This window comes from Nonomuraea fuscirosea (genome assembly GCF_035917475.1).
Taxonomy (GTDB): Bacteria; Actinomycetota; Actinomycetes; order Streptosporangiales; family Streptosporangiaceae; genus Nonomuraea; species Nonomuraea fuscirosea.
The window spans coordinates 10,551,001-10,577,336 of record NZ_CP109074.1 but is presented as its reverse complement, the minus strand read 5'-3'; the positions used below and the strand labels follow the sequence as shown (position 1 = coordinate 10,577,336).

Below are 26,336 nucleotides of genomic sequence, written 5' to 3'. Positions count from 1 at the left end.
GTTAGCCGACAGAGGGAATGCCTACCTTGGCCGCGAGCTCGGCATTGAAGACGACCATGACATCGTCGGTACCCAGACGGTAGACCTCGGTTGGCAGCCACTCCGCCGGGCTCCCGACGGCTATCCACACGGCCTTCTCCCGCGAGCACAACCTGATCGCGCTCGGCGTCCGGAGGTCGCTCTCAGGGTCTTGGGACCAGGCGATGTCGACGCAGGTGAGTTTTCTGCCGACGAGGCTCGACCAGTGTGGGTGATCGGTCACGTCCACCGCCGCCGACCCGCCTGGCTCCCCGATCATCCGCAGGTGAGCGGTCATCGGCTCAGGGAAGACTTCAAGCCCGAAGTGGTCGAAGCTGCTGCCCCACACAGCCGAGAAGCAAGCACCATCGTCGGTGGACAGCTCCACCCCCATGGTGGGCTGGTGCCACGTCCCGAAGTCCCACTCCTCGACGTCGCAACCGTCCTCCCCGCCCATCAAGGGGTAGTAGACGACCCTGTGGATACGCCTGGCTCGCAACATGGCAGCCGTACGTTCATACTCCACCGCGGTCAGCAACGACGACACCGGTACAGCATCACCCGAGACGGACATCTCGGGCCATCGCATTTCTGCTGTCCACAGCTCGGCCGACCGGTCACAGCACGGGCCGTTGCAACCAGCACTGCAACCATGACGCCACCGAAGATCGAAAGGCCCTCTCCCCGAGATTGAGGAGAGGGCCTTTCACGTGCGGAGGATCGGGGATTTGAACCCCGGATGGTGTTGCCACCAAACCGCATTAGCAGTGCGGCGCCATAGACCTGACTAGGCGAATCCTCCTGGAAGCCATCGCGGCAAGCACAGCGTACCGGCCTTCTGGCGAGGCGGCAAAGCGATTGCGCGGCACGCCTTCGCCAAGAGTTATCAACAGCCTGTGGGTAACTATCTGTGGATGAAGCCCGCCCAGAGCTAGGGCGGGCTTCCGGCTTGTGGATAACCCCGAGATGACCGTCAGGCGGCCGGGTTGGCCTCGCCCTCGATCTCGATCTTGACCTTCTTGCCCACCAGCACACCGCCCGTCTCCAGGGCCTGGTTCCAGGTCAGGCCGAAGTCCTCGCGGTCGAACTCCGTGGTGATCGTGTAGCCCCAGACGGCCTGGCCCCACGGGTTGGTGCCGGCGCCACCGTACTCGACCGTGAGCTCGACCTCCTTGGTCACGTCACGGATGGTCAGGTCGCCGACGACGGTGAACTCGTCGCCCTTGTGGCCGGCCACGCGGGTGCTCTTGAAGGTGATGGTCGGGAACTTCTCGACGGACAGGAAGTCGTCGCTGCGCAGGTGGCCGTCGCGGTCGGCGGCGCCCGTGGTGATGCTGTCCGTCTGGATGGTGAGCTCGGCGGCCGACTCCAGCGGGTTCTCCGCGATCGTGACCGCGCCCTCGAACGTGTCGAAACGGCCGCGGACCTTGCTGACCATCATGTGCTTGACGACGAAGCCGATGCTGGTGTGCGCTACGTCCAGGTTGTACGTTCCGGCGGCCGGGATGGTCAGGGATTCCCAGGTGCGGGTGGTCATCGGAGGCTCCTATGGAAGATTGTCGTGCGGATATCTGCGGCAACAACTTTCTACCTGAGGAATATTCCGCGCGTCAACTATCGTCGTCTAAGGTATGAGTGTGATGAAGTTCGACGACCCCCGAGTGGACGGCCACCAGCTGTACGACGACTCCCGGCTGACGGCCATCGGCCTGTTCGCCGAAGTGCACGCGGGCCTGATGAGCAGGTTCTCGCCGGTGATGAACGCGGCAGGGCTGTCGGAGGTCGACTTCGAGACCCTCATCCGTTTGGCACGTTCCCCCGGGCAGAGGCTGCGGATGAGTGATCTCGCCGCGCAGACCGGATTGTCCACGAGCGGGGTGACCCGGGTGGTGGACCGGCTGGAGCGCGAGGAGCTGGTGCAGCGGGAGGCCTGTGCGAGCGATCGGCGGGCGTCCTACACCGTGCTCACCGTGGCGGGGGCCGAGCGGCTGGAGCGGGTGCTGCCCCAGCACCTTCAGGACATCGAGAATCTCTTCACCGGGCTGCTGGGCGCCGAGGAGCTGGAAGCGTTCCTGGACACTCTGCGCAAGATCAGGACCGTCGTACGGCCGTGCGCCACCGCGGGAGCCGAGACCTCCCCGGACAAGACCCCCTGCGAGTCCTAGGCAGAGTCCTAAAAGGCCTAGGAGAGGCCCAGCGACGTCCTCAGCTTGGCCATGGCTCGCGACACCGTGCTCTTGACCGTCCCCACGCTGATCCCCAGCGTCCTGGCGATCTCCGGCTCGGTCATGTCCTCGTAGTACCGCAGCACGATCGCGGCCCGCATGCGCTCGGGCAGCTCGCGCAGCGCCTGTTCGAGGGCCTCGTGGATCTCCGGGGCCGGAAGCGGGTCGTGGGCAGCCGGCTCGGGCAGCTCGTCCGACGGGTACTCCTCCAGCTTGCGCCGCCGCCACTGCGAGATGTTGATGTTGACCATGGCCCGCCGCACGTAGCCGTCCAGCGCGTTGCGGTCCTCGATGCGGTCCCAGGCCAGGTACGTCTTGGTCAGCGCGTTCTGCAGCAGGTCCTCGGCGTCGAGCGGATGGCCGGTCAGCTGATGGGCCGCGCGCAGCAGCGCGGGACCGCGCGCCGTGACGTACTCGCGGAACTCGTCTTCCCAGCTCGTGGTCTGCATCGTGGCCAGAATCGCAGCCTGATGCCCGTTTGTGCCGGAACCACAATTCAGGTTTCGGCCCGCCGACGATAAAGGTCCGTATAGGTCGGTGGCGGTTTGTACGCCGCCGTAGGTGAACTCCCTTCCCCAGGGATGGGTATTTTGCTCCCATCTGATCTACTACGGTGTGGCCCGCCCTCAAGTCGTGTGAATCTAGTACCCGACGAGGGAGGGGTTCATGGGTCATCCGAGCGTCGAGCGCCGCCGGGTGCTCGCCGCGGCCGTGCTCGGCCGTGCGGGCGCCGTCCCCGGTGCCGACCCCGGCGACGAGGAGCCCCTGCGGGCCGTCGTCGGCGAAGTCCTGGACGTCAGCCCGCACCTGATCACCATCGAGACCCCCGGCGGCGTCCAGGAGCGGCTCGTGATCGCGCCGTGGGCCACCGCATGGAACGGCTCCGACACCACGCCGGGCGACCTGTCCGTAGGCTCCATGGTGCTGATGCGCACGCTGCGCGACGGCCGCGTGGTCGAGCGCATCTGGGCCGACACCACCCGCATCACCGGGACGATCCTCTCCATCACCGGCAAGAAGGACCTGACGGTCGAACTCGACTGCGGGCCCCATCGCGGCCACCGCTCGGTGGTCATCCCCTACCGCGCGTCGGGCCGGCTGCAGGTGCGCCATCCCCAGTTCGAGCCCGGCTACCTGTTCGACGCGATCGGCATCAGGCGCGACGGCGCCAACCTGGCCCTGCTGCCCGCGACCTCGCAACCGCCCTACCCGGCCCGGTCCGTGCCACCCCCGCCGCCCGCCTACGCGGGCACGCTGTCACGCATCGCGGGCACCGCGACCTGGTCGGACACGTTCGACGAGGAAGAGCGCGGCGCGGCCTACCCCATGCTGGAACGTACCGACACCGGCTGCCCCAAGACCGGCGTCTCGTGCGCCGGCCTGCCGTATCTGGCCGTCGGCTCGCTGCTCCAGGTCAGGAACGTCTGCTCCAACCGCTCCGCCAACGTGCCCGTGGTCGCCTGCGGCTGCATGGCGGGCCGCTTCTGCGACCGCTGCGTCGAGTGCGACACCTCGCCGCGCGGGCGGATCGCGGAGCTGTCGCCGTCCTCGTACGTGGAGCTCGGCGGCGAGTTGATCAAAGGGTGCTTCAACGCGCAGATCGGATTAGGGTGACGCTCGTGCTGGAATCACAGCTCCCGCTCCTGATCGTCATGCTCACCCTGGGGACGGTGGCGAAGGTGCGCACCGTCGGCTCGGGGGGCGAGCCGGGGGCGCTGTCCAGGCTGGGGCCCGCGGTGCTGGTGCCCGGGCGCATGCAGGCTCCCGCGCTGCTGGTGTGCGCGGCCGGCGAGCTGGTGCTGGCGGCGGGGCTGCTGGTCAGCACGCATCCGTTCTTCCGCTGGGGTACGGTCGCGTTCTTCGCGATGTCCACGTACGTGCTGCTGGAACTGCGCCGGCGCCGGCCCGACGCGGGTTGCGGCTGCTTCGGCGAGGTGAGCTCGGCGCCGGTCGGATGGCGTTCGATCGGCCGGACGGTCGCGCTGACCGGCCTGGCCACCGTGTCGGTGTGGTCCCCGGTGACGGGGTGGGCGGCCGCGGCGGGATGGGTGACCGCGGGCCCGCCGCTCTGGTACGTGGCCGCCGGGGTGGCCCTGCTCGCGCTGCTGTCGCCCGAGATCGAGGAGCTGATCGACCGGGTACGCTACCGCGCCCCCTGCGAGCAGCGCCACGGTCCGGCCGAGTCGGTGACCCTGTCCAAGCTGAGGTCCAGCGGCACCTGGCGGGCCCACCACCAGGACCTGGTATCGGCGGAGCCGTACGACAGCTGGCGGGAGCTGTGCTGGCGTTTCTTCGCCTTCCGCAACCACGGGGACGACGACGTGGTCTTCGCCGTCTATCTGAGCGGTCGCCGCCCGGCGGTGCGGATGGCCGTGGTCAGCCGGGAGGGCAGCGACTCTCTGCCGGACTATATCCCCGTATCGGCCTGACGCTAGAGAGCACTAGATTTCCCTCGACAGGCATGGCGATACAGCTCTATTGGGCTGTCTAGCTTCCCCACTAGACAGCCCAATAGAGGTCTAGGGGCGTCGCTCAGATCGGCTGAGCGCGCAGGAATCTCCCGAAATGCGGCACCGTGAACGCGATCAGGCCGCGTTCGGCGCTGTAGATGAGCCCTTTCTTGATCAGGCTGTCGCGGGCGGGTGAGAGGCTGGACGGCTTACGCCCGAGGGCGTCGGCCACCTCGGCGGTCGCGACCGGCTCGTCGCCGATCTGCGCCATGGCGTGCATGTAGTCGCGCTCGGCCGGGGTGGCCCGCTCGTAGCGGCTGCCGAAGAACCCGACCGCGAGCTCTTCCTCGGCCTCCGGCGCGGAGACCTTGACGTCGTCGATGGTGATCGGGCTGCGCGGGGCCAGGTCCCAGGCGACCTTGCCGTACGCCTGCACGAAGTAGGGGTAGCCGTCGGCCGCCTCGTAGAGGGCGTCGAGCGCCTCCTGGGTGAACTCCACCTCTTCCTCCCGCGCGGGAAGGATGAGCGCGAGGTCGGCCGCGTCGCGGTCGAGCTTGTCGATGCGCGCGTAGCGGAAGAGCCGTTCGGAATAGCTCTTGCTCGCCGACAGCACGCTCGGCAGGTGCGGCAGGCCGGCCCCGACCACGATCAGCGGGCCGCCCGACTGGGACAGCTCGTGGCAGGCCGCGCAGAGCGCCGAGACGTCGGCGGCCTGCACGTCCTGCATCTCGTCGATGAACAGCGCGATGCCCACCGCCAGGTCGGTGGCCACGCTCGCCGCGTCGACGAACAACTCGGTGAGGTCGATCTCCAGATCGCCCGAGTCGGCGCGCCCGCGGCTGGCGGGCACCTCGATCCCGGGCGACCAGTGGGAGGTGCCCTTGGCCGCGGCCGGATCGCGCATGGCGAACGCCTTGAGCACGCCGAGGAACTCCTCGATGCGCTCGGGCGCGCGATGCCGCGGCGCCAGCTCGCGGATGGCCATGTGCAGGGCGGCCGCCACCGGCCGTCTGATCGACTGGTCGGGCCGGGCCTCGATCTTGCCCGTGCCCCACAGCCGCTGCATGGCCATGGACTTGAAGGTGTTGAGCAGGACGGTCTTGCCGACGCCCCGCAGGCCGGTCACGACCATGCTGCGCTCGGGACGACCACGGGCCACCCGCTCCAGCACGACCTCGAACTGCTGCAGCTCGCGGTCGCGCCCGGCGAGCTCCGGCGGGCGCTGCCCGGCGCCTGGAGCGTAGGGGTTTCGCACAGGGTCCACGCTCTCGGACTTTATTGCCGGATATAGCGGCCGTCTTAGATTTGGGAAGAAAGTGCTACGGCGTGTCCGAGCAGGGGCGAGCGCGAGCACCGTCATCCGGACACACCCCCTCTCACCAGGCCGAACCTCTGTTCGATTGCGGTACCTAAGACTGTAGCGCGGACTCGAACACCTATGCGATGGTTTCGAGTAAAGATCTTCGTGACGAGTCCGGGAGAGACCCGAACTTGGCACCCGTCCCGCGCGCGCAATAGCGTTCGACACCATGCGGACCTTCGCGAACGTTCAGGAGCTCAAGGCGGCCGTCGGCGAGTCGTTCGGCCCGACCGAGTGGCGCACCGTCACCCAGGACCAGGTCAACCTCTTCGCCGACGCCACCGACGACCATCAGTGGATCCACGTGGACGTGGAGCGGGCCAAGGAGGGGCCGTTCGGCGGCACGATCGCCCACGGCTACCTGACCTTGTCGCTGCTGCCGTCGTTCATGTTCGCCCTGATCAAGGTGAATGGCATCGCGATGGGCGTCAACTACGGCCTCAACAAGGTCCGCTTCCCGCGGCCGGTCCCGGTCGGCGGCCGGATCAGGGCGCTGGGCGAGCTCACCGACGTCAAGGGCACCCCGGCCGGCTACCTGGCCAACCTCAAGGTGACGATCGAGATCGAGGGCGAGAAGCGGCCGGCCTGCATCGCCGAGACGCTCAGCCTGTACGTCCCCGCGCCGTAATCTCCCTCCCGCGTGCAACAGAAGCCCGCGTGACGTGATCCCTGGGTTCGTGGAGGATTTCGACGAGTTCGTCCGGACCCGGGGTGACGCGCTTCTCCGGTACGGCTACGTGCTGGCCGGCAACACGGAGGACGCGGCCGATCTCGTGCAGGAGGCCCTGGCCCGGCTGGGTGACGCCTGGTCCCGCGTGCGCAAGAAACACGACCCCGAGGGATACGTGCGCACGACCATGGTCAGGCTGCACATCAGGTCGTGGCGACGGCGGCGCAGGGAGGACCTGGTCGCCGCCGTGCCCGAGCAGGGCGAACACGACCGTTACGGCGACGCCGACCTCTGGGCCGAGCTCCAGGAGCTCCCCCGCAAACAGCGGGCCGTCCTCGTGCTGCGTTACTACGAGGACCTGCCGGACCGCGACATCGCCGAGATTCTCGGCGTTTCACGTGGAACGGTACGCAGCCAGGCGGCCCGCGCCCTGGACAAGCTCCGGATCAAGCGAGAGACACCTGTGCCGCGGGAGGCGCGATGAGAAGCGAAGAGGACCTGGTCCAGACCCTGCGGACGGCCGCCGCGCAGGCCGGTCCCGTCGACCTCGCGAACGGCGTGGCCGGGCTGCGGCGGACCCGGCGTACCCGGCGCAGGATGGGGACGGCGCTGGCCGCCGCCGCGGTGGTGCTCGTCGCGGGCGGCACGACGGCGTTCCTGCGGCAGCAGGAGCCCGCGCAGGTGGCCTCACCGGTGCCCGGCGCGATCGAGCCGGTCGCCTCGGTGTGGCCGCGGGCGCTGTCCCAGGTGCCCGCCGTGGACGCCGACGGCTGGCGGACGACGCCGGTGACCGCCGTCAGCGCCACCGAGCTGCTCATGTACGCCATGCCCGGGGAGGGGAGGGCGGAGCGGCTGGAGATCTACGACACGGCGAGCGGCCGGACCCGCGTGCTGGGCGCCGTACCGTACCCCGAGAAGGACTACTACCCGCAGTCCCTCGACGTCGGCGAGAAGTACATCGCCTGGCACGCCGAGAAGGGCGCGAACCGCGAGCGGGCCGACTTCTGGATCATGCCGAGGGAGGGCGGCGAGGCGCGGCGCGTCGGCGAGGTCGCCGCGGACGTGGACAGGACCGGCATCGCGGGCGACCACCTCGTCTGGTCGCTGGAGAAGGGCGGCGGCGTCTACCGGATGCCGCTGACCGGCGGCACGCCGGAGCGGCTGCCGGGCAGCGATGGGCTGCATCTCTCCTCCTGGCCCTGGGCGCACGAGGGCGAGACCGGTCTGAACATGACGAAGATGGTCAACCTGGAGACCGGGCGGGCCTCCGCCGTGGCGGTCCCGGAGGGCGTCGACATGATGCAGTGTCATCCGCAGTGGTGCGCGGGGATGCGGGACAGCCGGCTGGTCGTGCAGCGGGTGGACGGGTCCGCGCAGCGCACGCTGCCCGGCACGCTCGTCCGTACGGGCTTCAAGTGGTTGTACGGCGACCGTTTCGCGCTCTTCCTGCTGAACGCTCCCGACCGGCAGCAGCCCGTCCTGTACGACCTGAGCACGGGGACGATGGCCGCGATCGGGCCCGTCCAGCCGCACGACACCTCCTCCAGGCCGTCGAGCGCGCTCTTCTGGGGCGACGGCGCGAAGCGGACCGTCCTCAACCTCAAGGCCATCCCATGACGATCGCTCAGCCTGACGGCCACCCCAGGACGATCGCCGCCAGCGCGGCGAGGCCGATGAGGCCGAGGTAGGCCAGCACGAGCCGGGTGTCGCGCAGGAAGCACTTGCTCCTGGTCAGCCCGGCTCGCCGCGCCCGCCAGTAACCGGCGAACCCGAGCGCCGCGAACCCCAGCACCGCCCACGGCCCGAGCAGCCAGGCGAGCAGCGCGACGGTCGCGTACACGCACAGGCGGAGCGGATCGTACGGCTCCTTCGCCGCACCACCCCGAACGGCCTTCTGGACGTCTTCCTTCACAGCACCACCTCGAACGGCCCCCTGGACTTGGAGGCCACCGCCGACAGCCGCTGCCCGGACAGCTGCGGCCACGCCTGCACGGCGCAGAACGGCGCGCACTGGTCCTGCTCGGCCCGCGTGCCCACATGCACGCAGCACTGCGTGAGCCGTTCCTCGATCATGGTGGACAGGTCCATGAACGGTTTGACGGTGATGCGCACGACCCGCTCCCCGAGCATCGCGCGCAGCTTTCTGCGCCGGCCGGGCAGGGCCGAGGAGGCGAGGGTGAGCAGGGTGGCGACGCCGAGGTCGCAGTTCTCGCAGATGGTCCGCCACAGGTCTCCGACCTGCGGATGCGACAGCGACGACTGCTCGGACAGCAGGCCGAGCAGCGACTCCTGTACGGCCAGGCGCAGCTCGCGCGGGATCTCGCTGTCGGCGATGCGGTTGGAGACCAGGCCGAGGTTCGCCTTGAGCCGGTCGTGGCCGATCAGCTCGGTGAGCGAGCGCCAGCGGGCGGAGTCGTCGCGGATGAGGTAGCCGACCGAGCAGCAGTGGGGGTGTGAGCAGGGCAGCGCGGTCAGGTCGCGCCAGGTCACCAGGCCGTCGGTCTGCGGGCCGAGGCGTTTGAGCACGCCGGTGTGGGTGAGCCGGTCCTGCTCGTCGATCGGGGCCGACCGGCCCGAGCCGAACTGGGGCTGCAGGGACACGCCGCCGACGTACGGGGTGTCCAGGGCCAGGCGGACGACTTCGCCGATCTCCCCGTCGTTCACGCCGAGCGCGGCGGTCATCACCAGGGTGGTGAAGATCTCCCGCTCGGACAGGCGTCGTACGGCGCTCGCCTTGATCCGGGTCAGGTCGCCGCCCCGGTGGTGTCGCGACGCCTCGGCCGAGCTGCCGTCGTACTGGAGGTAGACCTCGACCCGCTCCCTGTGCGCGGTGAGGAGGTCGAGCAGGGCGTCGTCCCTGGCGACGCGGACGCCGTTGGTGTTGATCAGGATGCGGGTGATCGGGCGTTCGGCCAGCTCGGCGAGGAGTCTGTCGAGCTCGGGGTGGAGGGTCGGCTCGCCGCCGCTCAGCATGAGGACGTCGAGCTTGCCGTTCTCCCTGGACAGGCGCTGGTCGACGTTCGCCAGGACGTCCTCGACGGGGACGATGCCGGTCAGGTCGGGCGAGCTGTCGGCGAAGCAGGTGGGGCAGCGCAGGTTGCAGGCTTCGGCGATGTCCTCAAGGAGGATGCAGGTGTGCTGGGTCTGCAGCTCTGGCAGGCCGCGCAGGTAGGCCTGGGGTACCGGATCAAAATTTCCGGATATATCCGGTACGTGCTGCTTCGTCGGGGCGGTCCACTCCTCCAGGTACGCCAGGATCTCCGGATCCTCGTCGTACAACGTACGGACGAGACCGTGCTCGCGGCACCCGCGCTCCAGCCACACGCGGCCCTCACGCTCGGTCAGATACCCGCTCAGCCGCTCCACCTGCGACAGGTCGCGGTCGTGGCAGCGCGGGCAGAACGCGTTGACGTACCTGAGGATGCGGTCACCCCGCAGCCCCATCCCTGCACTCATGTCATGGCCTTCCGCTCGAAAAGGGGATCGTAGTAGCCGTGCCGCCAGCCGTACGCGAGCCGGACGCCGAGCAGCAGCAGCCCGGGGATCAGGAACCACTGGGGCCTGGTCAGGTCGAGCCAGACCGTCTCGTTGGCCCTCGTGAACTCCACGAGGAAGCGGAAGGCGGCGTACCCGGCCAGGTAGAGCGTGAACAACTCCCCCGGCTGGGTGAGCCGCTTACGTGCCCAGAGCAGCGCGGCGAACGCGGCCAGCTGGAAGACGATCTCGTAGATGAACGACGGGTGCATGGCCTGACCGGTCAGGCAGCCCGGGCACTCCGGGATGGCCGGCGGGGCGTGCACTCCCCACGGCAGGTCGGTGGGCCGGCCCGGCGCCTCCGTCAGATGACAGCCGATCCTGCCGACGGCCATGCCGAGCGCCACCGCCGGGGCGAACAGGTCGCCGGTCCGCTCCTTGTAGCCGATGATCCGCTTGGCGACCATGACGCCGACGTACGCGCCGGTGAGGCCGCCGAGGATGCTGCGGGAGCCGTACAGCCAGAGGTCTTGCAGCTCCAGGGTCTCCAGCCAGCCGGCCAGCCGCATCCCGATCGCGCCGCCGACCAGGGCTCCGGCCACCGCGATCAGGGACTGCTCGTTGAGCGCGCCGCGCCTTCTGGCCTCCCTGACGAAGACGACGGAGGCCACGAGGACGCCCAGGCCGACGAAGATCTCGTGAAAGGGCATGTCAGCCGTACAGGCCCGGGTTGATGCCGGTGCAGAAGCCGGCGGAGAGGATCGACCAGAGCGCCCAGCCGATCATCAGCCCCAGCCCCAGGCCTCTGCTCCAGGTCTTACGGACGAAGCACAACCCGATCCCCGCGCCCAGCCCGGCCAGGGCCAGGGCTATGGCGCCTGTGGCCAGGTAGGGGGTGGAGTTGGCGGGGGTGCTCATGGCGGCGAAGAAGACGAAGAAGCCGATGACGATGTTGAGGGCGCTGTAGGCGGCGATGCCGGCGAACAGGAAGCCGATCAGGGCGCCTGTGTTGCCGCCGCCGGAAGGGGGCGGGGTGGGACGGGGGCCGGGAGGTGGGGGGCCGTACTGCGGGGGGCCTTGAGGAGGCGGACCACTGTACGAAGGCCGGCCGCCGTGAGGAGACGGACCGCCGTGCGAGGGCGGGCCTCCATGCGGAGGCGAACCGCCATGTGAAGGGGGGCCACCGTGAGAAGGCTGGCCTCCATGCGGAGCCGAGCCACCGTGAGAAGGGGGGCCACCGTGAGAAAGCGGGCCGCCGTGGCCGGCCGGGGGGCTGTAGCCAGGCGGGGGTCCGTACTCCGGCGGGCCTTCGTGACCGGGCGGTGGCCCCTGCGGCGATTGCCCCTGACCTCCTGCGACATTTCCCGAATATCCGTACGCCGATTGCCCTTGCTGCGGACCCACCTGCCCCGGCGTCTGCCCGCCCGAACCCGGCTGCCCCGCCGACGAGGGCTTCACCACGGGCGCGACGAAGGACGGCCTCCCCGCACCGGGCGGAATGCCTGGCCCCCGCGCGGCCGGTGACGAAGCGCCACCCGACTGCCCAGCCGACGATGACGCCTCACCCGGTTCCCCGACGGCTCCGGACGACGACGCCCGGCCCGGTTGCGCGGGTCCCGGAACCTCCCCAGAACCGCCGCCCCCTTCCTCACGTCCAGCGCCCGTTCCCCCTCCGCCCGCCGCCAGAAATCTCGGCCGGCCGGCAGGCGGCGGCAGAGGCACCGGCCGCCCCGTCGGCGGCGGCGGCAGAAGCGACGGCTCACCACTGGGAGGCGGCACCGACGCCGGCACCCGCTCACCGATGGCAGGTGGCGACACCTTCTCCCCGGTCGGAGGCGGTAGAAACTCCGGCTCCCCCTCCTGCCCCGATCCCGACCCCGCCCCCAGCCCCGACACCGACTCCGGCCCCGGCTCCGATCCCGACTGCCGCTGCGGCCCCGACCCTGACTCCAGCCCAGACCCGGCCCCCTGCCCCGGCTCCTCCGGATCCCCGGACGACGACGGCGGTGCAGGCGGCGTGGGTGGTCTCGTACTCATGCGCTTCGCTCTACCCCCTAGTCGCGATCAGACCAGGAGCCGAGCCCGCGACCGACATCCGCTCAACACCGTCATCACACGTACAACAGTTCGTAGGCCTACGTATACATCTCAGGGTTGAGCCCCGTACAGAAGCCCGCCGACACGATCGACGCCAGCCCCCACCCGATCATCAACCCGAGTCCCAACCCCACCGACCACGACCTCCGCAGCCGGACGAGCAGCACCCCGGCCCCGATCCCCAGAACCGCCAGCACCCCCGCCCCCACCCCGATCGCCACCGTCGACTCCAAGCTCAGGGCGACGACCCCCACGACCACGTTGACCACGAGATAACCGAGGACCCCGACCAGGGCCAGCCCGACCACCACCCCCGTCCGCCGAGGCGACGGCTCACCGCCAGAGGACGAGGGCGAGGACGAATCAGACGGCGGCGGCATTTCGCTCACCCACTCACAGTACGGCTTACCCGCACTCTCTACCCGAACAAGCTCCGGGGGCATCCCCTCCAGCCAGGAGTACACCTCGTCCGGTCACCGGAACACACAGATCCTCAACCTGTGGATACATCGAACGGTGTATCCACAGGCGGACCTCCGCAGGAGGAAAACGCCGACCAGAGGTGATGGGATGAAGCCTTGACACCCTCCCTCTCCTGAAGGAGGGGATTCCCACAGTCGCCCGTGAGGTTTCCTGCTTCATCGCCGGTCGCCCGCCCGAGAAAAGGATCTCTCGTTGAGGTCTTACACCAGCTCCACAGGCGTTTCACCTCTCCGCCAGCCCGGCGGCGAGGATATTTCCGATCCGTACTCCGGCGGCTTGGTCATCACCGCCGTCGAACACACTGCCGAACCACGCGGCATCGCGCCGCGTTTCGACGACGGTCCGCCTGACCGCGAATCGCCTGCCCCTGTCCTGCCCCGCAGGGGTCCGATTCCTCCCCCGCCTGAAGGCGAGGGTTTCCTCGGAGATTTCTAATGAACCGGGTGACGCTGGGAGCGGCGCTGGCCTTCGCGATGGGCGCGCTGCTCATCGCGGGCGGGTCGTACGTCCATCGCGACACGCCCACCTGGCTGCTGTTCGTGCCGCTGACGCTCACCTGCGCGGGAGTCCTGCTGCGGACGCGGGCGCCGCTGCTCTGCCTGGCGCTGGGGGTCGTCGGGATCGCGATCGACGGGCTCGTGGGCCCGTCCCTGGGGACGGTACTGGTCTTCACCGACAACCTGTACGCGGCCGCGCTCTACGGCCCGGCCGGCCTGTCCCGCATCCTGCTGGGCACCACCTCCGTGCTGGCGGTCGGGGCGGGCGCCACGGCCGGGTTCCTCGCCGCAGACTGGCGCGCGCCGGCCGTGATGGGCGTGCAGGCGGGGCTGGTGCTCGTCACGCCCGTCCTCACCGCGGTCTACCTGCGCGAGCAGCGAGATCGTGCGGCGGCGGAGCGGGCGCGGGCCGAGCAGGTGGCCCGCCTGGCGGAGCTCGACCGCCAGGCCGCCATCACCGCCGAACGTACCCGGATGGCTCGCGAGCTGCACGACATGATCGCCAACCACTTCAGCGCCATCGCCATCCAGTCCACCGCCGCGCTGTCGCGCAAGGATCTCGATCGGGAGACGGTGCGGAAAGTCATGGAGTCCGTACGGGAGAACAGTGTGGCGGGCATGGCCGAGATGCGAGCCATGATCGGCCTGCTGAGACAGGAAGGCGACGAGGCCGAGAGCGAACCGACCCGCCCACGCCTCGGGGACGCCGATCCCCTGGTCGAACGGGTGCGGCAAGCAGGCATGGACGTACGGACGCGGGTCGAGGGCGAGCCCCGCGACCTGCCCCCGTCCGTGGATCTCGCCGGCTACCGCATACTCCAGGAAGCGCTCACCAACGCCCTGAAACACGGCGAGTCTCCAGTCTCCGTGGTGCTCGGCTATGAGCCCGACCAGGTCGTCGTCCGCGTAGACAACGCGCTGAGTCTCGACCGGCGAGGCGGGCTGCCCGGCGCCGGCGCCGGCCTGATCGGCATGCGCGAACGAGCCACCCTGGTCGGAGGGCGGTTCGAGGCCGGAGCGGCCGACGGGGAAGGCTGGCGAGTCTCGGTGGCCCTGCCGACGACGACCGAGATGGACACGAGAGACGCCGGGTCCGATCCGGCGGCCGAGAAGAAGAACACTGGAGGCGGACGGTGACCATCAGGGTGCTCGTGGCCGATGATCACGCCGCGGTCCGGGCCGGAATCGTGCTGATCCTGGACGGAGCCGACGACATCGAGGTCGTGGGCGAGGCCGAGGACGGCGAACGCGCCGTCGCCATGGCAGAGGAGCTGCGCCCCGACATCGTCCTGATGGACGTACGCATGCCCCGGCTCGACGGCATCTCCGCCACGCGCGCGCTGGCGGGAGTCTGCGACGTCCTCATCCTCACCACGTTCGACGTCGACGAATACGTCTTCGGCGCCCTCCGGGCCGGCGCGGCCGGCTTCCTGCTGAAGAACACCGACGCCGAATCCCTGGTGGAGGCGGTCCGCGTGGTGGCCCGCGGCGAAGGACTCATCGCACCAGGCGTCACCCGCCGCCTGATAGCCGCCTTCGCCGAACAACTCCCCGCCCGCAGAGAACCGGCAACCGACCCAGCCGGCCTGACCCCCCGCGAACAACAAGTGCTGGCCTGCATCGGACGGGGCCTGTCCAACGCCGAGATCGCCCGAGAACTCGACATGGCAGAAGCCACCACAAAGACCCACGTAAGCCGCGTGCTCAACAAACTAGGCCTGAAAAGCCGCGTCCAAGCAGCCATCTACTACTCAGAGGGCACGTAGAGGCACGCCACCCCAAGGCCCCGGAGCACAGCTCACCCTCTCCCGCGTTTTGCCTGCTCTTGCCGTAGATGCCACCTTCACCACCCACCCCCCGAGCAGAGAAACGCACCCAGCGGTGATCTCCACTACACCCCCGGGAGAAAGTCTTCACCCCGCCCACCCATCACGGTTTCCCACTTCCCCCCACACCTTGCAACCATGTGCTCACAGTACGTGGGACCCACGAGCGCACACCCTCGCAAGCGGATCCCTCCCAACTACCGCGAAGGTAGAGGTACGTGGACATCGAGACGGAGATTCGCCAACTGAAACTCCGCGCGGACGCCCTGGAGGCCACCGTACGTACCGGCGACCCGACCCTCAGCCCCCTGAGACCTCGACGCCGACGGCGCAGACACCCCCGCACCCAGCCGGGAGACCCGCACACCGACCCAAGAACCCAGGTCAAATGCCTACAGGCGGAGCTGAACCAAGACTTCTCCGCCCTCAACGACGAGATCGAAAGCTTCCGCAGGCACACGACCGACCAGCTCACCAAGATCCGCGTCCAGACCCACGACCAGTACGCCCTCATCCTCCGCAGACTGACCGACATGGCCATCCTGCTCGACGTCCTCCTGAACCAAGCCGACCCGTAAGCCCGCACCCGGAGGACCCACGAGCTCCCCTGCTCAAACCCCCTCACACCACCCCACACCCACCCAGCCCCCGAACCAACCCCAGCCATAACCCCGTATCCGGTTCGAGGCACTCCCGAAAACCCGCTATGCTTGCTTACGCAGCGAGCGGCCGTAGCTCAATGGATAGAGCATCTGACTACGGATCAGAAGGTTACGGGTTCGACTCCTGTCGGCCGCGCACAGCACAAAAGGCCCGCCACCAGGGATCCCCTGGAGCGGGCCTTTCTGCTTGTCAGGACAATCGCGCGATCTGGCTGACACCCCTGCTAAGGCGGGTCCGCCTCACTCACCGATCGCCTCCGCGAAGATGCCGGCGGCTGAGGCGCGCTGGCGAGCAAGGTTGACGACGGTTGAGGTCAGCTGCCGTTGTCGGCCTTGGTCTTCCACCAGGACTTGTCATCGATCACTACGCATGGTGCGACCTGGCCGGTGATCAGCGTCCCGGTCAGCCGCCACAACAGGCGGTGCTCCTTCGTCGCGGCCTTCCCCATCACCCCGGCAACCTGGTCAAGCACCGCACTGTCCAGCATGAGCTAGCGCCGGGCGCGGTCGGGGTACAGCCGAGCGTTGGGCGGCTTCAGGCCGTCGTCACCGCTGGGTTGCGATGAAGCCTTGCAACAGCAGCGACTCCGGCCAGAGAGCCCTTGCCCTGCATCAGCAGTCCATCGAGAGGGTGGAGCGCGACCTACTGGTGACACCCGCCATATGCATCACTCGACGGTCCCCGACGGCTCGCAGCATCAGCGATCGCGGCTGAATGCGAAGACGTAACATGCCCAGGCCAGGATTGCCCCTAAGAAAGTGCCAGGAAGGCGCAGAACAGAAAGAAGAGGGCCAGAACCAAACTGCGCCCCCGCCACGACAGGCGCGGCGAGCTCACCAGGGCGGCCAGTGGATAGGCGAACGTTCCGGCCATCACGCTGAGCGGCACTTCGGCGAGCTCCCAGATCGGCACCAGGAAGAAGGGCGCCAGCACGGCGACGGGCCACGCCGGGCGCACGCGAAAGAGGTGCAGCAGTGGCCAGGCGAGCACGATCGCCGCCCAACTACCCACTTTCCACGCGTCGGCCAGGAGACCGACACAGCCGTAGTGGCCGCAACGTGAGTCGTCGGACAGGGCGGCCAGCAGCAGCAACCCGCCGAGCGGGACGAGAATCAGCATGGTGCCGGCGAACGCGGCGGCTACCGCCCGCTCGGCCAGCCGTCCCTCGGCGGCAGGTGAGACACTCACCTTGCTCGCATCCACACCTGCAAGCATCAAGTCCGGCCGTCTCACGACGCACACGCATTGATCACGATTCATGGGGCGCTCAGCCATCCGTGCCGGAATGGCCCAGCGGCAGCGCTGAGCCGTACGCGGAAACCTAGGTCCAAAGCAGTAGAGCTTCCCGGTCGGAGGGCCGAGGTGTGGGGTGGTGGGAGCTACTAGCGTCCGATGGCATGAATGACACCGGGACTTTGGACGAAGCGTACGGACGGCTGCACACGACCGGCCCCGAGTTCGACGGGTGGCTGTCCAACCACGGTCCGATGGCGGTCGAATCGATGGTCAGGCACGGGTACGGGCGTGAAGTGCACCGTTGGCTCGACACGTACGTCGGACGGCTGGATGAGCTGCCGCGCGGCAGCTCGCCGATCGAGGCCGGGGAGTGGCGGGAGGCGCTCGGGGATCCGCGCCGGCTCGGCGACTGGCTGGCGTACTTCGACAGGGAGCTGCGGGAGCAGCCGTGGCGGGCCGTGCTGGGGACCTGGTGGCCACGGTTGCTGCCGGGGATCGCGGCCGGAGCCACGCACGGGGTGATTCGCACGGGGCATGCGATTCATGCGTTGTTGCGGCAGGAGGACGAGACGCGGCTGGCTGAGCTGGGGCAGGCGCTCGGGTACTGGGCGGCGCGGTGGCAGGCCATCGCGGGGTTCGACGCGCCGTCTGGTACGGCCGGGCCCGAGCGTGCTTTCGCGGGAGTGCCCCGTGTGCCGGACCAGAGTGCGGGGATCAATCATCGCCTTGAACAGCTGGGTGAGCTCGCCGAGTGGAGGTCCTCGCTCGCCGCGCTCAAGCCGGCCGCCGACCCCGAGCAGGCGCGTGCGTACCTGACCGAGCTCGCGGACGCGGCGACCCTGCGGTACGCCACTCACGCGCACGGCAATGCCGTCATGCTGGTCCACACCGCGACGGCGCCGACGGCGGTGCTGCGGGCGCTGCCCGCGTTGCCGGCCGAGATGTGGGTGGCCGGCATGAACGCGGCGTGGGCGGCAGGTGCTGCGGTGACCGCCGCCTATGCCCCCGATCAGCCCGTTCCCCGCCAGGACCTGCCCGCTGTCCCCGGGGCGGCGGAGGAGGTGTTCGAGCTGGCGGTGCGGCACGGAGACGAGCACGTGATCAAGCTGGCCGACACCGCGCTGGACGTCCACCGGCGCACCGGCGATCCTGATGCCCTCGCCGCGGTGGTCCGCGCGACCGGCCTGATCAAGCCTTTGCGGTGAGGTCCAGGGTGCGGCTTCTTTCGTTGAGGGGTGAGACGACCAGGTCGGTCACCCCCGCGTCCTGATACCGCTTCAGTGCGTCCGTGATCGTCGTCTCGTCTCCGATGACGATGGTGTCGGCGGGGTTGTCGAGCCCGGCGCGGCCGAGGGAGGCGCGGTACGCGGGCATCTGGCCGATCGCGGCGAGTTGTTCGGCGACGGCGGCCCGGGCGGCGTCGGGGTCCGGGCTCAGCAGGGTGATGAGCTGGGCCACGATGCGGGCGCCGGGAGCGGTGTGCGGGGCGATGTGCTCGGCGATCATCTCCGGGGTGATCCAGGTGACGACCACCCCGTCCGCGAGGTCGTACGCCACCTCCAGCATGCGCGGTCCGAGCGCCGACATCAGCAGACTGGGCGCCGGGGCGGTGATGTCAAGGCGGGTGTCGACGGTGAAGAACTCGCCCGTGTGCCGGACCGGTTCGCCGTGCAGCAGGGGGCGCAGCACGGTCAGATATTCGCGGGTGTGCCGCAGCGGCGACGTGTAGGGAAGGCCGAGCTGGTCCTGGACGTACCAGGCGTGGCTCGGGCCGACGCCCAGGGCGAGCCCGCCGCCCGCGGCGGCCTGGAAGGTCAGCGCCTCGGTCGCGGTGGTCACCGGGTGACGGGGGTAGGTGGCCAGGATCGCCGTGCCCACCTCGGCCGGCCGGCGGCCGAGTGAGGCCAGCAGCATGAGCGGGTCCCAGCTGCCCGGGTTCTGGTTGGTCCAGAAGGTGTCGAGTCCGCGGTCGGCGGCGTCGGCCGCGGCGGCCGCCACGTCCGCGGGGGACGTGGGGTTGATCAAAGCAGTGCCATAGTGCATGTCTCCATCCCAGCCGTCCTGTACCCGGCGGAACCAGCCCCAGTTAGACTGTTCAGCGATTACTTTTTGTCATCGTAGGAGCGTGGGACGTGGAGCTGCGCGCGTTGCGCTACTTCGTGACCGTCGCCGAGGAGCTCCACTTCGGCCGGGCCGCCGAGCGGCTCAACATCGTGCAGCCGGCCGTCAGCCACCAGATCGCCCGGCTCGAACGGGAGCTCGGCACCCGCCTGTTCGACCGTTCCCCGCGGCACGTCCGGCTCACCCCGGCCGGCCGGCGCGTGCTGGAGGCGGCTCAGGAGACCCTCGCCGCCGCGGCCCGCGTGCGCGTGGTGGCCGGAGAGCAGGCGGCCCTCCTGCGCATCGGCGTCGCCCCCGGCCTGACCGCGCGCCTGGAGCGTGGCGCGGAGCTCCTGCACGAAGGGGAACGGCCCGCCGAGGCGATGCTGGTGGACCTGCCGGTGCCCGCGCGGCTCGCCGCGGTCAGGGACGGTGAGCTGGATCTCGCGCTGGTACGCGGTCCGGTGGAGGCCACCGGCGTCCGCGTCGTACGCGCCTGGTCCGAGTCGCTGCTGGCCGTGGTCTCCGACCGGCACCCGATGGCCGGCCTCCCCGTGGCCAGGCTCGCGGACCTGGACCGCGCCGCGCTGCGCCTGCCCGCGCGCGAGGAGGACCCGGCGCTGCACGAAGCGGTCATCTCGGCGTTGCACCAGGCCGGAGGGGGATCGACGGGCCGGTCGGGCGGCTCACTGCTCACCGTCCTGATCGAGATCGGCGCCGGGCAGGGCGCGTGGACGCTGCTGACCGCCGAGCAACTGACCGGGTACGCCGCCCGCCGGATCCGCGCGTTGCCGCTCGACCCGCCGCTGAGCATCGACGGGCACATCGTCGCCTCGCTGGCGACTCCGGACGTCTGCGTGTCCTCGTTCGTCCGGGCGTTCACCGACCCGCCCCAAGCGGCACAGTGACCCGCCGTCAGCTCGCCCGGTGCCGCTCGCTCCAGTGCGCCAGCGGCTGAAGTGCGGAGATGAGTTCTTCGGCGCCGGGCGTGAGGGCGTACGTGATCTGAACCGGCGTGCTGGGGATCACCGTGCGTTCGATCAGCCCGCGGTCCTGTAGTTGCTTGAGCCGCAGCGTGAGCTGCGGATCCGAGATGCCCGGCACCAACGCGCGGTACTCCTTGAACCGGCGGGCGCCGCGGGCCCCGGCGAGGAGGATCGGCCCGACCCAGCGGACGCCGATGATGTCGATCGCGTGCAGGATGCGGTGGCAGCTTTCCTCGTCCACCGGAGTGTCGCTGGTCACTTCTCGAAAGTAAGTAACTTCGCTGACGTTTGTCAATGCTGATCGGCGGACGGATACTTCCCCTGACCGACAAAAGGGAGGTCATCATGACGACAGTGAGCCGGCGGGTGGACCGGGTTCTCGACAAGCTGGACATCGGTCCGACCCCGATGTCCGATCACAGTGCGATGATCATCGCGCCGGGCCAAAACGCCTGGACCGATCCGTTCCTGGTGATGGGGGAGGAATTCGTCAACCAGCCCGGGTTCGAGTGGCATCCGCACCGTGGGATGGAGACGGTGACCCTGATCCTGAACGGGGCGCTGGAGCACGGCGACAGCATGGGCAACGCCGGCGTGCTCGGGCCGGGGGACGTGCAGTGGATGACCGCGGGGCGGGGCATCATCCACCGTGAGGTCGCCGCCCGCGCGGAGCAGGCGCATGTGATCCAGTTGTGGGTCAACCTGCCGGCGCACCGGAAGCTCGTACCCACGCGCTATCAGGACCTGCGGGCCGGTACGCACGCCGTACACACTGAGCCTGGCGTGCTGGTCCAGTTGATCTCGGGGGAGGTCGGGGAGGCGCGGGCGCTCGCGCTCAATCACTGGCCGATCCTGGGCCTGGTGATCACGCTCGATCCGAAAACTGCGTACCGGCAGGTGCTCGACGGGGACCAGCGCGCGTTCGCGTACGTGCTCTCAGGACAGGCGGAGATCGGCGGCCGGACCGTGCACGCCGGGCAGATCGCCTGGTCGGATCCGGTGTCCCGGCCGGGCGACCCGACCACGCTGGCCCTGAACACCGGTGACGGCGACGACCAGACCAAGGTGATGCTGTTCGCCGGGCGGCCCATCGGTGAGTCCGTGTACGCCAGCGGCCCCTTCGTGATGAACACCCGCGCCGAGATAGAACAGGCCTACCGCGACTTCCACTCCGGCAAGTTCGGCAGCATCCCCCGGCACACCCGCCTGCCCTCCGGCACGTGATCCACGAGCGCGGCGCGGTTTCCGGCGTCAAGCAGCCTGGATGATCAACTCCGGCCAAGGTACGGATGACCGTCGATCGAGTGGGGGCTCCTTCCGGCGGGCGTTTTCCCGGTGCCCTGCTCGAAGTGGCCCGGGTCGAGAGATTTCGCCATGACATCGCCGCGGTCATGCGCGCGAGCGCCATACGCGTCACGCGGAAGGAGCGTGATCGTGGTGTTCAAGGTTCTGGGTCCGTTGCGGGTCCGGTCCGGCGAGGTCGTCCCGGCCCTGGGGCCGCGCAAGCAGCGGCTCCTGCTCGCCGTGCTGCTTGCGCGGCCATCCGCATGGCAGCTTCTCCGCCGACTACCTGGTCGACGCGCTGTGGGGGTCCGCGCCTCCGCCTTCAGCCGCGGCCAACCTGCGGCTGTACACGCGCGGCCTGCGGGTGACTCCTCGGGCCCGATCGGGTGCTGCGTGAAGGTGGCGCCGGGTACCGGCTCGACGTCGACTGCGCCGAGGTCGACGTCCCCGATGTCCCGGCCGGGCCGCCGGTGCCGGCTCAGTTACCAGGGAGCCCGCTCGGATTCGTCGGACGCGACGACGAGATCGACCGGCTGAACGAGATCACCGGCCTTCTCGGTACGCACGGGGCGAGCCGACCGTCACCGCCCGACGGCGGGCTGACCGTCAGCGTCCGACGGGGGCAGGACGGAAGAGCTCGGCGATGTCGTCGAGCCGAACGACGACCAGCACACACACCGCCGCCGCCACCGCAGCGATCACGACCCCAGGAAGCTCGACACCACCCGACGTCCCAGCGAACGTCGCCCCCATCGCCACCAGAGCCACCCCGATCAACACCACGTTACGGATGACGTGATGCCGGCCGACGGGCTTCTCAGACGCCCCAAAACAGCGACAGGACGCCCCCTTCCCCCTCCCCATGGCACGAACCAGCGCATACCCGAACCCACCCAACGTGACCGCCGCCAGCGCGAACCCCACGGCTACGGTGCCCGGCACGGCGACCAGCACCACGATCCCCACCTCCGCCACCACCGCGAGCGAACCGAGCCACCGCGCCCACCTCCGCTCCACGGCCAGCAACGTGCCGGTGGCCATGAGGAACTCCCGAAACGCCTGACGGCCGCGTACCTTGCCGGCCAGCGAGACCAGAAAGATCCCCAGCACCAGCAGCCGACCCCAAACAACCACATAGCCCATCACGGCAACTCCGTACCAGCAGTGATCATCCCGGCTCTCATTATCAAACGAACCCCTCAGACCAGAACAGATCACCCACCATCCCGCCTGCTCACAGCCCTCCCCGCCAAAATGGACAGAGGTAGCAAATATGTACAAAACTCTGTGTTGAGGGTGGGGAAGGAGACATCCCTTCGTGGGAGCAAGTGAAAAGGATCCCGAGATCCCTGACCCCCAGGTACGCGAGCGAGCTGTTGCCCGCCGCTACACCGCCGCCTACAAGGCCCGGATCCTGGAGGAGTACGAGCGGCTCGACAAGGCCGGCAAGGGCGCGTTGCTGCGTCGCGAGGGCTTGTACTCCTCGCTGATCTCTAGTTGGCGAACAGCTCGTGACCATGGCGCGGAGCAGGCGCTGGCCCGTCCGGTTGGCCGGCCGAAGGCCGACCCGCGGGACAGGCAGATCGATGCGCTACAGGCGGAGGTCGAGCGGCTGCGCGTGAAGGGGACGCCCGCTCCAGCCGGCGCTGTGGGCTGGGGACAGTGTCTCAAGAAGTGATGATCGATTCCCGGGCGAGCGGCAGTTCCTCTTTCCGGAAGCGGATCGTCCGCAACCGGCGCTAGCGTGCCTCCACCACCGACATCGGCGCTCACGCGAGAAGGTGCACCAGTGCGATCACGAACCAAGGGCATGTGGTGGGGCACCGCGATCGAGGCCCCCGACCCCGCCGCTCTGGCCCAGTTCTACTCCGACCTGCTCGGATGGCCCATCGGCCATCAGGAGCCGGGAACCACGATTCTCGCCGCTCCCGAAGGCTCCATCTACATCGTGTTCCAGCAGGCGACCGATTACCAAGCCCCCGTCTGGCCGCCCGCCGCCGGGCAACAGCGCCCGATGATGCACTTCGACTTCCAGGTCGGCGATCTGGACTCAGCGGTCGCCGAGGCAGTCGCCCTCGGAGCCTCGGTCGCCACGGAACAGCCACAGGACAACGTCCGCGTCCTCTTCGACCCAGCCGGCCACCCCTTCTGCTTGTGCCGCGACGACGGCTGATCACGCGATCCGCTCATCGGCAGCAGCGGCTGAGGCCATCGGCCCAGTATCACTCTCTTCGTCGGTACGCGGCCTGTCCCGGAGGCGACAGCGTGGTGCATGATGTGGGCTGTCGATCTTGTGCGGGAGGTGGCTGATGCGCTTTCTGCGTTGGTGGGCGGCCTCGCTGGTGGTGTGTGTTCTGACGTTTCTGCTGCTGTTGTCGCAGCGGTACGTTCCCGGCGGGGAGGTGTGGTGCGCCGGGCCGCTTTCGAGCTTTCCTGAGGATACGTGGGTCGAGCAGTTGCGGGCTCGCGTGCTGAACACCATTGAGCGGGTCCTGCTGGCGAACGCGCTGCCCTCCGTGTGCGCACTGCTGTCGGGCGTGGTGGCGGTCTGGGCAGGGCGGCGGGTCGGTGTGGTGGTGGGGGTGCTGGCTGGGTCGGTCATGCTGGTGGTCACGCTCATGCAGGTGCTGGAGATGATCTCGTTCGTCAGGTTGCTCGACTGCGCCGGCTGGGACGGGAGGCTTCCGTGGCTGGCCCTGCTTGCGTCGCAGCCGCTCGGGTACGGCGTTGCCGCCGGGTTGCTGGGTGTGGGGGTTCGGGTGCGGTGGAGGGCGGGGTGAGGATCAGGGTGGAGGGGGCGTGGTCGCGCGCCTCGGCGGGCGGTCGTCCGTAAGCTGTGGGTATGTCCCCTGCCCTGGTCCTGCTGAACGGCGTTCGCTGGCGGGGTGTGCGCGTGGTCGGGGATCGCGCCCATACGCTGCTGGCCGTGCTCGCCCTGCACGGACGCGCGGGGGTGAGTGACGAGCGGCTGGTCGAGGAGTTGTGGCCGGAGGAGGCGCCGGCCAATCCGACGAAGGCGCTGCAGGTGGTCGTGTCGCGGACGCGGGCGGCGACCGGGGCCGACGTGGTGGTACGGATGCCGCGGGGGTACCGGCTCGGGCTGCCCGCCGACCAGGTGGACGCGTTGCTGCTCGGCGGGCTGGTGGAGCAGGCGCGGAAGGCGCTGGCCGAGGGTGACATGGTGCTGGCGCGGCGGCGGGCCGATGAGGCCATGGCGATGACGGTCGGTGGGCCGGACGGGGCTGTGGGGGCGTTGGCTGAGTTGCGGGAAGTGGCGGCGGCGTGGGTGGGTGAGGCGCGGCGGGTGGCGGCGGTGGCCCTGAGCCGGAGCGGCGCCCATGAGAGCGCGCTGCCCCTGCTGGAGGAGGTGGCCGCCGGGCGGCCGCAGGACGAGGAACTGCTCGCCTGCCTGCTCCGCAGCGAGGCCGCCGTACGAGGTGCGGGGTCCGCGCTGGAGCGCTACGGGCGGTATCGCGCCGGGCTGGTCGCGCGGCTGGGCACCGAGCCGGGGCCCGAGCTCGCCCGCGTCCACGCCGAGCTGCTGGCCGCGGATCGGCCGGTGCGTCAGGGCATCCTGTACGACGGTTCGTCGCTGCTCGGCCGGGACGGTGACATCCGCGCGGTGCACGCCCTGCTGCACACCCACCGGGTGGTGTCGATCATCGGCCCCGGCGGGCTGGGCAAGACGCGGCTGGCTCATGTGGTGGGCAGGAACGCGGCCCAGCCCGTCGCTCATTTCGTCGAGCTCGTGGGCGTCTCCTCGCCGGAGGGCGTGGTGGGCGAGGTGGGCTCGGCGCTGGGGGTGCGCGACTCGGTCAGCGGGCGCCGGGTGCTGACCGCCGAGCAGCGTTCGGACGTACGCGCCCGGATCGCCCGGCATCTCGACCAGGCTCCCGCGCTGCTGATCCTGGACAACTGTGAGCACCTGATCGAGGCAGTCGCCGATCTGGTGGCGTTCCTCACCGTGACGACCCGCGACCTGCGGGTGCTCGTCACCTCGCGCGCACCTCTGTCGATCCCCGCCGAACGCGTCTACCTGCTCGGCGAGCTGCCGGCCGGTGACGCGGTGGAGCTGTTCCGCCAGCGGGCCACGGCGGCGAGGCCGGACGTGCGGATCGACGAGCGGGTGGTCGGGGAGGTCGTCGCCCGCCTGGACGGGCTGCCGCTGGCGATCGAGCTGGCCGCGGCGCGGGTGCGGGTGATGTCGGTGGAGGAGATCGCGCGGCGGCTGGCGGACCGGTTCGCGCTGCTGCGCGGCGGCAACCGGACGGCCCCCGACCGGCATCAGACGCTGCTCGCGGTCATCGACTGGTCGTGGAATCTGCTGGACGATCCGGAGCGGCGGGCGTTGCGCTGGTTGTCGCTGTTCGGCGACGGGTTCACGCTGGCCGCGGCGGAGGACGTCCTCGGGCCTGACGCCCTGCCCGTCGTGGACGCGCTGACCGAGCAGTCGATGCTGAGCGTCCGCGAGACCACGTACGGCCTGCGTTACCGGATGCTGGAGACCGTCAGGGAGTTCGGGCGGATGCGGCTGAGGGAGGCCGGCGAGGAGGAGCCCGCCCGCGCGGCGCAGCGGGCGTGGGCGACGGCGTACGCGCTCGAACACGCCGCCCGGTTGTTCAGCCCGGAGGAGTTCGCGGCGGCCGACGCGTTGCGCGCGGAGGAGAGCAACCTCGCCGACCTGCTCAGGCAGGCTCTCGGCGAGTCCGATCCGGCCACGACGGTGCGCTTGCTCACGGGCATCGGCGCGCTGTGGTCGATCCGCGGCGACCACGCGCGCGTCCTCGTCCATCGGGACGCGATCAACCAGGTGCTGTCCGGCTGGAAGCCGCCTCCCCACCTGGTCGAGGTGACCCGGACCGCGCTGCTGGTCGCGCTGGTCAACATCATGATCATCGTCGACGATCGCGGGGAGGCGGTGCGCCGGCTGCTCCGTTCGCTGCCCGTCTCGGAGGCGACGGATCCCA

General features: G+C 69.6%; 29 protein-coding genes, 2 tRNA genes and 1 pseudogene. 17 read left to right on the top strand and 15 right to left on the bottom strand.

All coding sequences use genetic code 11. The features are described 5' to 3' along the window. Position 1 precedes the first annotated feature (1 nt). The 3 genes from OIE67_RS48725 to OIE67_RS48715 form a co-directional block, all read right to left on the bottom strand. Positions 2–565 carry a hypothetical protein gene (locus OIE67_RS48725; RefSeq protein ID WP_326633444.1) on the bottom strand — a complete coding sequence of 188 codons (564 nt, stop codon included), beginning with the start codon at positions 563–565 and terminating at the stop codon, positions 2–4. Between the two features lie 166 nt (positions 566–731). Then, positions 732–820: transfer RNA gene (locus tag OIE67_RS48720), tRNA-Ser, on the bottom strand. A 171-nt stretch (positions 821–991) separates the two neighbouring features. Further along, positions 992–1,555 (bottom strand): YceI family protein, encoded by a 564-nt coding sequence (locus tag OIE67_RS48715; RefSeq protein WP_326633442.1) that lies wholly within the window; start codon positions 1,553–1,555, stop codon positions 992–994. A gap of 94 nt (positions 1,556–1,649) precedes the next feature. On the opposite strand from OIE67_RS48715, the gene OIE67_RS48710 reads away from it, so the two are divergent. After that, the gene (locus OIE67_RS48710; protein ID WP_326633441.1) at positions 1,650–2,183 is read left to right on the top strand and encodes a MarR family winged helix-turn-helix transcriptional regulator; all 534 of its coding nucleotides are present in this window, start codon (positions 1,650–1,652) and stop codon (positions 2,181–2,183) included. A 17-nt stretch (positions 2,184–2,200) separates the two neighbouring features. On the opposite strand, the gene OIE67_RS48705 is transcribed toward OIE67_RS48710, so the two are convergent. Then, the gene (locus tag OIE67_RS48705) at positions 2,201–2,692 is read right to left on the bottom strand and encodes a SigE family RNA polymerase sigma factor (protein ID WP_106247503.1); all 492 of its coding nucleotides are present in this window, start codon (positions 2,690–2,692) and stop codon (positions 2,201–2,203) included. A gap of 217 nt (positions 2,693–2,909) precedes the next feature. Between OIE67_RS48705 and OIE67_RS48700 the strand changes: the two genes are divergently transcribed. Both OIE67_RS48700 and OIE67_RS48695 read left to right on the top strand, forming a co-directional pair. Beyond that, entirely contained in the window at positions 2,910–3,857 is a 948-nt protein-coding gene (locus OIE67_RS48700) for a hypothetical protein (RefSeq protein ID WP_326633438.1), read from the top strand. A 5-nt stretch (positions 3,858–3,862) separates the two neighbouring features. After that, positions 3,863–4,672: a MauE/DoxX family redox-associated membrane protein gene (locus OIE67_RS48695; protein ID WP_326633436.1), complete on the top strand. Its 810-nt coding sequence runs from the start codon at positions 3,863–3,865 to the stop codon at positions 4,670–4,672. A 103-nt stretch (positions 4,673–4,775) separates the two neighbouring features. On the opposite strand, the gene OIE67_RS48690 is transcribed toward OIE67_RS48695, so the two are convergent. After that, positions 4,776–5,957: an ATP-binding protein gene (locus tag OIE67_RS48690; protein ID WP_106247498.1), complete on the bottom strand. Its 1,182-nt coding sequence runs from the start codon at positions 5,955–5,957 to the stop codon at positions 4,776–4,778. Between the two features lie 265 nt (positions 5,958–6,222). Between OIE67_RS48690 and OIE67_RS48685 the strand changes: the two genes are divergently transcribed. From OIE67_RS48685 to OIE67_RS48675, 3 genes are read left to right on the top strand one after another with little or no spacing between them, the layout of a single operon-like run. Further along, entirely contained in the window at positions 6,223–6,681 is a 459-nt protein-coding gene (locus OIE67_RS48685; protein ID WP_326633433.1) for a MaoC family dehydratase, read from the top strand. Between the two features lie 34 nt (positions 6,682–6,715). After that, a complete protein-coding gene (locus OIE67_RS48680; RefSeq protein WP_326633431.1) occupies positions 6,716–7,207 on the top strand; it encodes a SigE family RNA polymerase sigma factor in 492 nt (163 codons plus the stop codon). Next, positions 7,204–8,340 (top strand): TolB-like translocation protein, encoded by a 1,137-nt coding sequence (locus OIE67_RS48675; protein WP_326633429.1) that lies wholly within the window; start codon positions 7,204–7,206, stop codon positions 8,338–8,340. The genes OIE67_RS48680 and OIE67_RS48675 overlap by 4 nt, the downstream gene beginning before the upstream one ends. Positions 8,341–8,347: 7 nt before the next feature. Here the strand turns inward: OIE67_RS48675 and OIE67_RS48670 are convergent, their stop codons facing one another. From OIE67_RS48670 to OIE67_RS48650, 5 genes are all read right to left on the bottom strand, one after another. Next, positions 8,348–8,635: a hypothetical protein gene (locus OIE67_RS48670; RefSeq protein WP_106247493.1), complete on the bottom strand. Its 288-nt coding sequence runs from the start codon at positions 8,633–8,635 to the stop codon at positions 8,348–8,350. Next, positions 8,632–10,179, bottom strand: coding sequence for a radical SAM protein (locus OIE67_RS48665; protein WP_326633427.1), 1,548 nt, complete (start codon positions 10,177–10,179; stop codon positions 8,632–8,634). Before OIE67_RS48665 ends, OIE67_RS48670 begins: the two co-directional genes overlap by 4 nt. Next, positions 10,176–10,907, bottom strand: coding sequence for a prolipoprotein diacylglyceryl transferase (locus tag OIE67_RS48660; RefSeq protein ID WP_326633425.1), 732 nt, complete (start codon positions 10,905–10,907; stop codon positions 10,176–10,178). The genes OIE67_RS48665 and OIE67_RS48660 overlap by 4 nt, the downstream gene beginning before the upstream one ends. Position 10,908: 1 nt before the next feature. Further along, positions 10,909–11,115, bottom strand: coding sequence for a hypothetical protein (locus OIE67_RS48655; protein WP_326633424.1), 207 nt, complete (start codon positions 11,113–11,115; stop codon positions 10,909–10,911). A 1,217-nt stretch (positions 11,116–12,332) separates the two neighbouring features. Then, positions 12,333–12,683, bottom strand: coding sequence for a hypothetical protein (locus OIE67_RS48650; protein WP_326633421.1), 351 nt, complete (start codon positions 12,681–12,683; stop codon positions 12,333–12,335). A gap of 537 nt (positions 12,684–13,220) precedes the next feature. Here OIE67_RS48650 and OIE67_RS48645 point away from each other — a divergent pair. From OIE67_RS48645 to OIE67_RS48630, 4 genes are all read left to right on the top strand, one after another. Beyond that, the gene (locus OIE67_RS48645) at positions 13,221–14,411 is read left to right on the top strand and encodes a sensor histidine kinase (RefSeq protein ID WP_326633419.1); all 1,191 of its coding nucleotides are present in this window, start codon (positions 13,221–13,223) and stop codon (positions 14,409–14,411) included. Then, complete coding sequence (locus tag OIE67_RS48640) at positions 14,408–15,040, top strand: response regulator transcription factor (RefSeq protein WP_326633417.1); 633 nt, start codon at positions 14,408–14,410, stop codon at positions 15,038–15,040. The genes OIE67_RS48645 and OIE67_RS48640 overlap by 4 nt, the downstream gene beginning before the upstream one ends. Positions 15,041–15,318: 278 nt before the next feature. Beyond that, the gene (locus OIE67_RS48635) at positions 15,319–15,678 is read left to right on the top strand and encodes a hypothetical protein (RefSeq protein WP_326633415.1); all 360 of its coding nucleotides are present in this window, start codon (positions 15,319–15,321) and stop codon (positions 15,676–15,678) included. Between the two features lie 147 nt (positions 15,679–15,825). After that, positions 15,826–15,898, top strand: a tRNA-Arg gene (locus OIE67_RS48630). A 178-nt stretch (positions 15,899–16,076) separates the two neighbouring features. Here the strand turns inward: OIE67_RS48630 and OIE67_RS48625 are convergent. Both OIE67_RS48625 and OIE67_RS48620 read right to left on the bottom strand, forming a co-directional pair. Beyond that, positions 16,077–16,235 carry a hypothetical protein gene (locus OIE67_RS48625; protein ID WP_326633413.1) on the bottom strand — a complete coding sequence of 53 codons (159 nt, stop codon included), beginning with the start codon at positions 16,233–16,235 and terminating at the stop codon, positions 16,077–16,079. A gap of 278 nt (positions 16,236–16,513) precedes the next feature. Next, entirely contained in the window at positions 16,514–16,966 is a 453-nt protein-coding gene (locus OIE67_RS48620) for a hypothetical protein (RefSeq protein WP_326633411.1), read from the bottom strand. A 194-nt stretch (positions 16,967–17,160) separates the two neighbouring features. Between OIE67_RS48620 and OIE67_RS48615 the strand changes: the two genes are divergently transcribed. Next, entirely contained in the window at positions 17,161–18,204 is a 1,044-nt protein-coding gene (locus tag OIE67_RS48615) for a questin oxidase family protein (protein ID WP_326633410.1), read from the top strand. On the opposite strand, the gene OIE67_RS48610 is transcribed toward OIE67_RS48615, so the two are convergent. Then, positions 18,188–19,042, bottom strand: coding sequence for a TIGR03564 family F420-dependent LLM class oxidoreductase (locus tag OIE67_RS48610; RefSeq protein ID WP_326633407.1), 855 nt, complete (start codon positions 19,040–19,042; stop codon positions 18,188–18,190). The genes OIE67_RS48615 and OIE67_RS48610 overlap by 17 nt on opposite strands. A gap of 89 nt (positions 19,043–19,131) precedes the next feature. Between OIE67_RS48610 and OIE67_RS48605 the strand changes: the two genes are divergently transcribed. Beyond that, the gene (locus OIE67_RS48605) at positions 19,132–20,007 is read left to right on the top strand and encodes a LysR family transcriptional regulator (RefSeq protein WP_326633405.1); all 876 of its coding nucleotides are present in this window, start codon (positions 19,132–19,134) and stop codon (positions 20,005–20,007) included. A 7-nt stretch (positions 20,008–20,014) separates the two neighbouring features. Here OIE67_RS48605 and OIE67_RS48600 read toward each other — a convergent pair whose 3' ends face one another. After that, positions 20,015–20,344, bottom strand: a complete 330-nt coding sequence (locus OIE67_RS48600; RefSeq protein ID WP_326633403.1) for a winged helix-turn-helix transcriptional regulator — start codon at positions 20,342–20,344, stop codon at positions 20,015–20,017. Positions 20,345–20,430: 86 nt separating this feature from the next. On the opposite strand from OIE67_RS48600, the gene OIE67_RS48595 reads away from it, so the two are divergent. Continuing rightward, positions 20,431–21,309, top strand: a complete 879-nt coding sequence (locus tag OIE67_RS48595; RefSeq protein WP_326633401.1) for a pirin family protein — start codon at positions 20,431–20,433, stop codon at positions 21,307–21,309. A 666-nt stretch (positions 21,310–21,975) separates the two neighbouring features. Here OIE67_RS48595 and OIE67_RS48590 read toward each other — a convergent pair. Then, positions 21,976–22,512 carry a MauE/DoxX family redox-associated membrane protein gene (locus OIE67_RS48590; protein WP_326645719.1) on the bottom strand — a complete coding sequence of 179 codons (537 nt, stop codon included), beginning with the start codon at positions 22,510–22,512 and terminating at the stop codon, positions 21,976–21,978. Between the two features lie 175 nt (positions 22,513–22,687). Between OIE67_RS48590 and OIE67_RS48585 the strand changes: the two genes are divergently transcribed. The 4 genes and pseudogenes from OIE67_RS48585 to OIE67_RS48570 all read left to right on the top strand — a co-directional run. After that, entirely contained in the window at positions 22,688–23,047 is a 360-nt protein-coding gene (locus OIE67_RS48585) for a hypothetical protein (protein ID WP_326633398.1), read from the top strand. 111 nt (positions 23,048–23,158) lie between these two features. Further along, complete coding sequence (locus tag OIE67_RS48580) at positions 23,159–23,542, top strand: VOC family protein (RefSeq protein ID WP_245956236.1); 384 nt, start codon at positions 23,159–23,161, stop codon at positions 23,540–23,542. Positions 23,543–23,678: 136 nt separating this feature from the next. After that, positions 23,679–24,149: a hypothetical protein gene (locus OIE67_RS48575; protein WP_326633395.1), complete on the top strand. Its 471-nt coding sequence runs from the start codon at positions 23,679–23,681 to the stop codon at positions 24,147–24,149. Positions 24,150–24,211: 62 nt separating this feature from the next. Beyond that, positions 24,212–25,675: pseudogene (locus OIE67_RS48570) on the top strand (BTAD domain-containing putative transcriptional regulator); the annotation flags it as partial. Between the last annotated feature and the right edge of the window lie 661 nt (positions 25,676–26,336).

Coding starts and splice junctions, on each gene's coding strand:
- OIE67_RS48715 (WP_326633442.1), bottom strand. CDS start 1,555: ATGACCACCCGCACCTGGGAATCCCTGACCATCCCGGCCGCCGGAACG.
- OIE67_RS48705 (WP_106247503.1), bottom strand. CDS start 2,692: ATGCAGACCACGAGCTGGGAAGACGAGTTCCGCGAGTACGTCACGGCG.
- OIE67_RS48655 (WP_326633424.1), bottom strand. CDS start 11,115: ATGAGCACCCCCGCCAACTCCACCCCCTACCTGGCCACAGGCGCCATA.
- OIE67_RS48590 (WP_326645719.1), bottom strand. CDS start 22,512: ATGGGCTATGTGGTTGTTTGGGGTCGGCTGCTGGTGCTGGGGATCTTT.
- OIE67_RS48615 (WP_326633410.1), top strand. CDS start 17,161: ATGAATGACACCGGGACTTTGGACGAAGCGTACGGACGGCTGCACACG.
- OIE67_RS48685 (WP_326633433.1), top strand. CDS start 6,223: ATGCGGACCTTCGCGAACGTTCAGGAGCTCAAGGCGGCCGTCGGCGAG.
- OIE67_RS48575 (WP_326633395.1), top strand. CDS start 23,679: ATGCGCTTTCTGCGTTGGTGGGCGGCCTCGCTGGTGGTGTGTGTTCTG.
- OIE67_RS48610 (WP_326633407.1), bottom strand. CDS start 19,042: ATGCACTATGGCACTGCTTTGATCAACCCCACGTCCCCCGCGGACGTG.
- OIE67_RS48675 (WP_326633429.1), top strand. CDS start 7,204: ATGAGAAGCGAAGAGGACCTGGTCCAGACCCTGCGGACGGCCGCCGCG.
- OIE67_RS48595 (WP_326633401.1), top strand. CDS start 20,431: ATGACGACAGTGAGCCGGCGGGTGGACCGGGTTCTCGACAAGCTGGAC.
- OIE67_RS48700 (WP_326633438.1), top strand. CDS start 2,910: ATGGGTCATCCGAGCGTCGAGCGCCGCCGGGTGCTCGCCGCGGCCGTG.
- OIE67_RS48665 (WP_326633427.1), bottom strand. CDS start 10,179: ATGAGTGCAGGGATGGGGCTGCGGGGTGACCGCATCCTCAGGTACGTC.
- OIE67_RS48710 (WP_326633441.1), top strand. CDS start 1,650: ATGAGTGTGATGAAGTTCGACGACCCCCGAGTGGACGGCCACCAGCTG.
- OIE67_RS48660 (WP_326633425.1), bottom strand. CDS start 10,907: ATGCCCTTTCACGAGATCTTCGTCGGCCTGGGCGTCCTCGTGGCCTCC.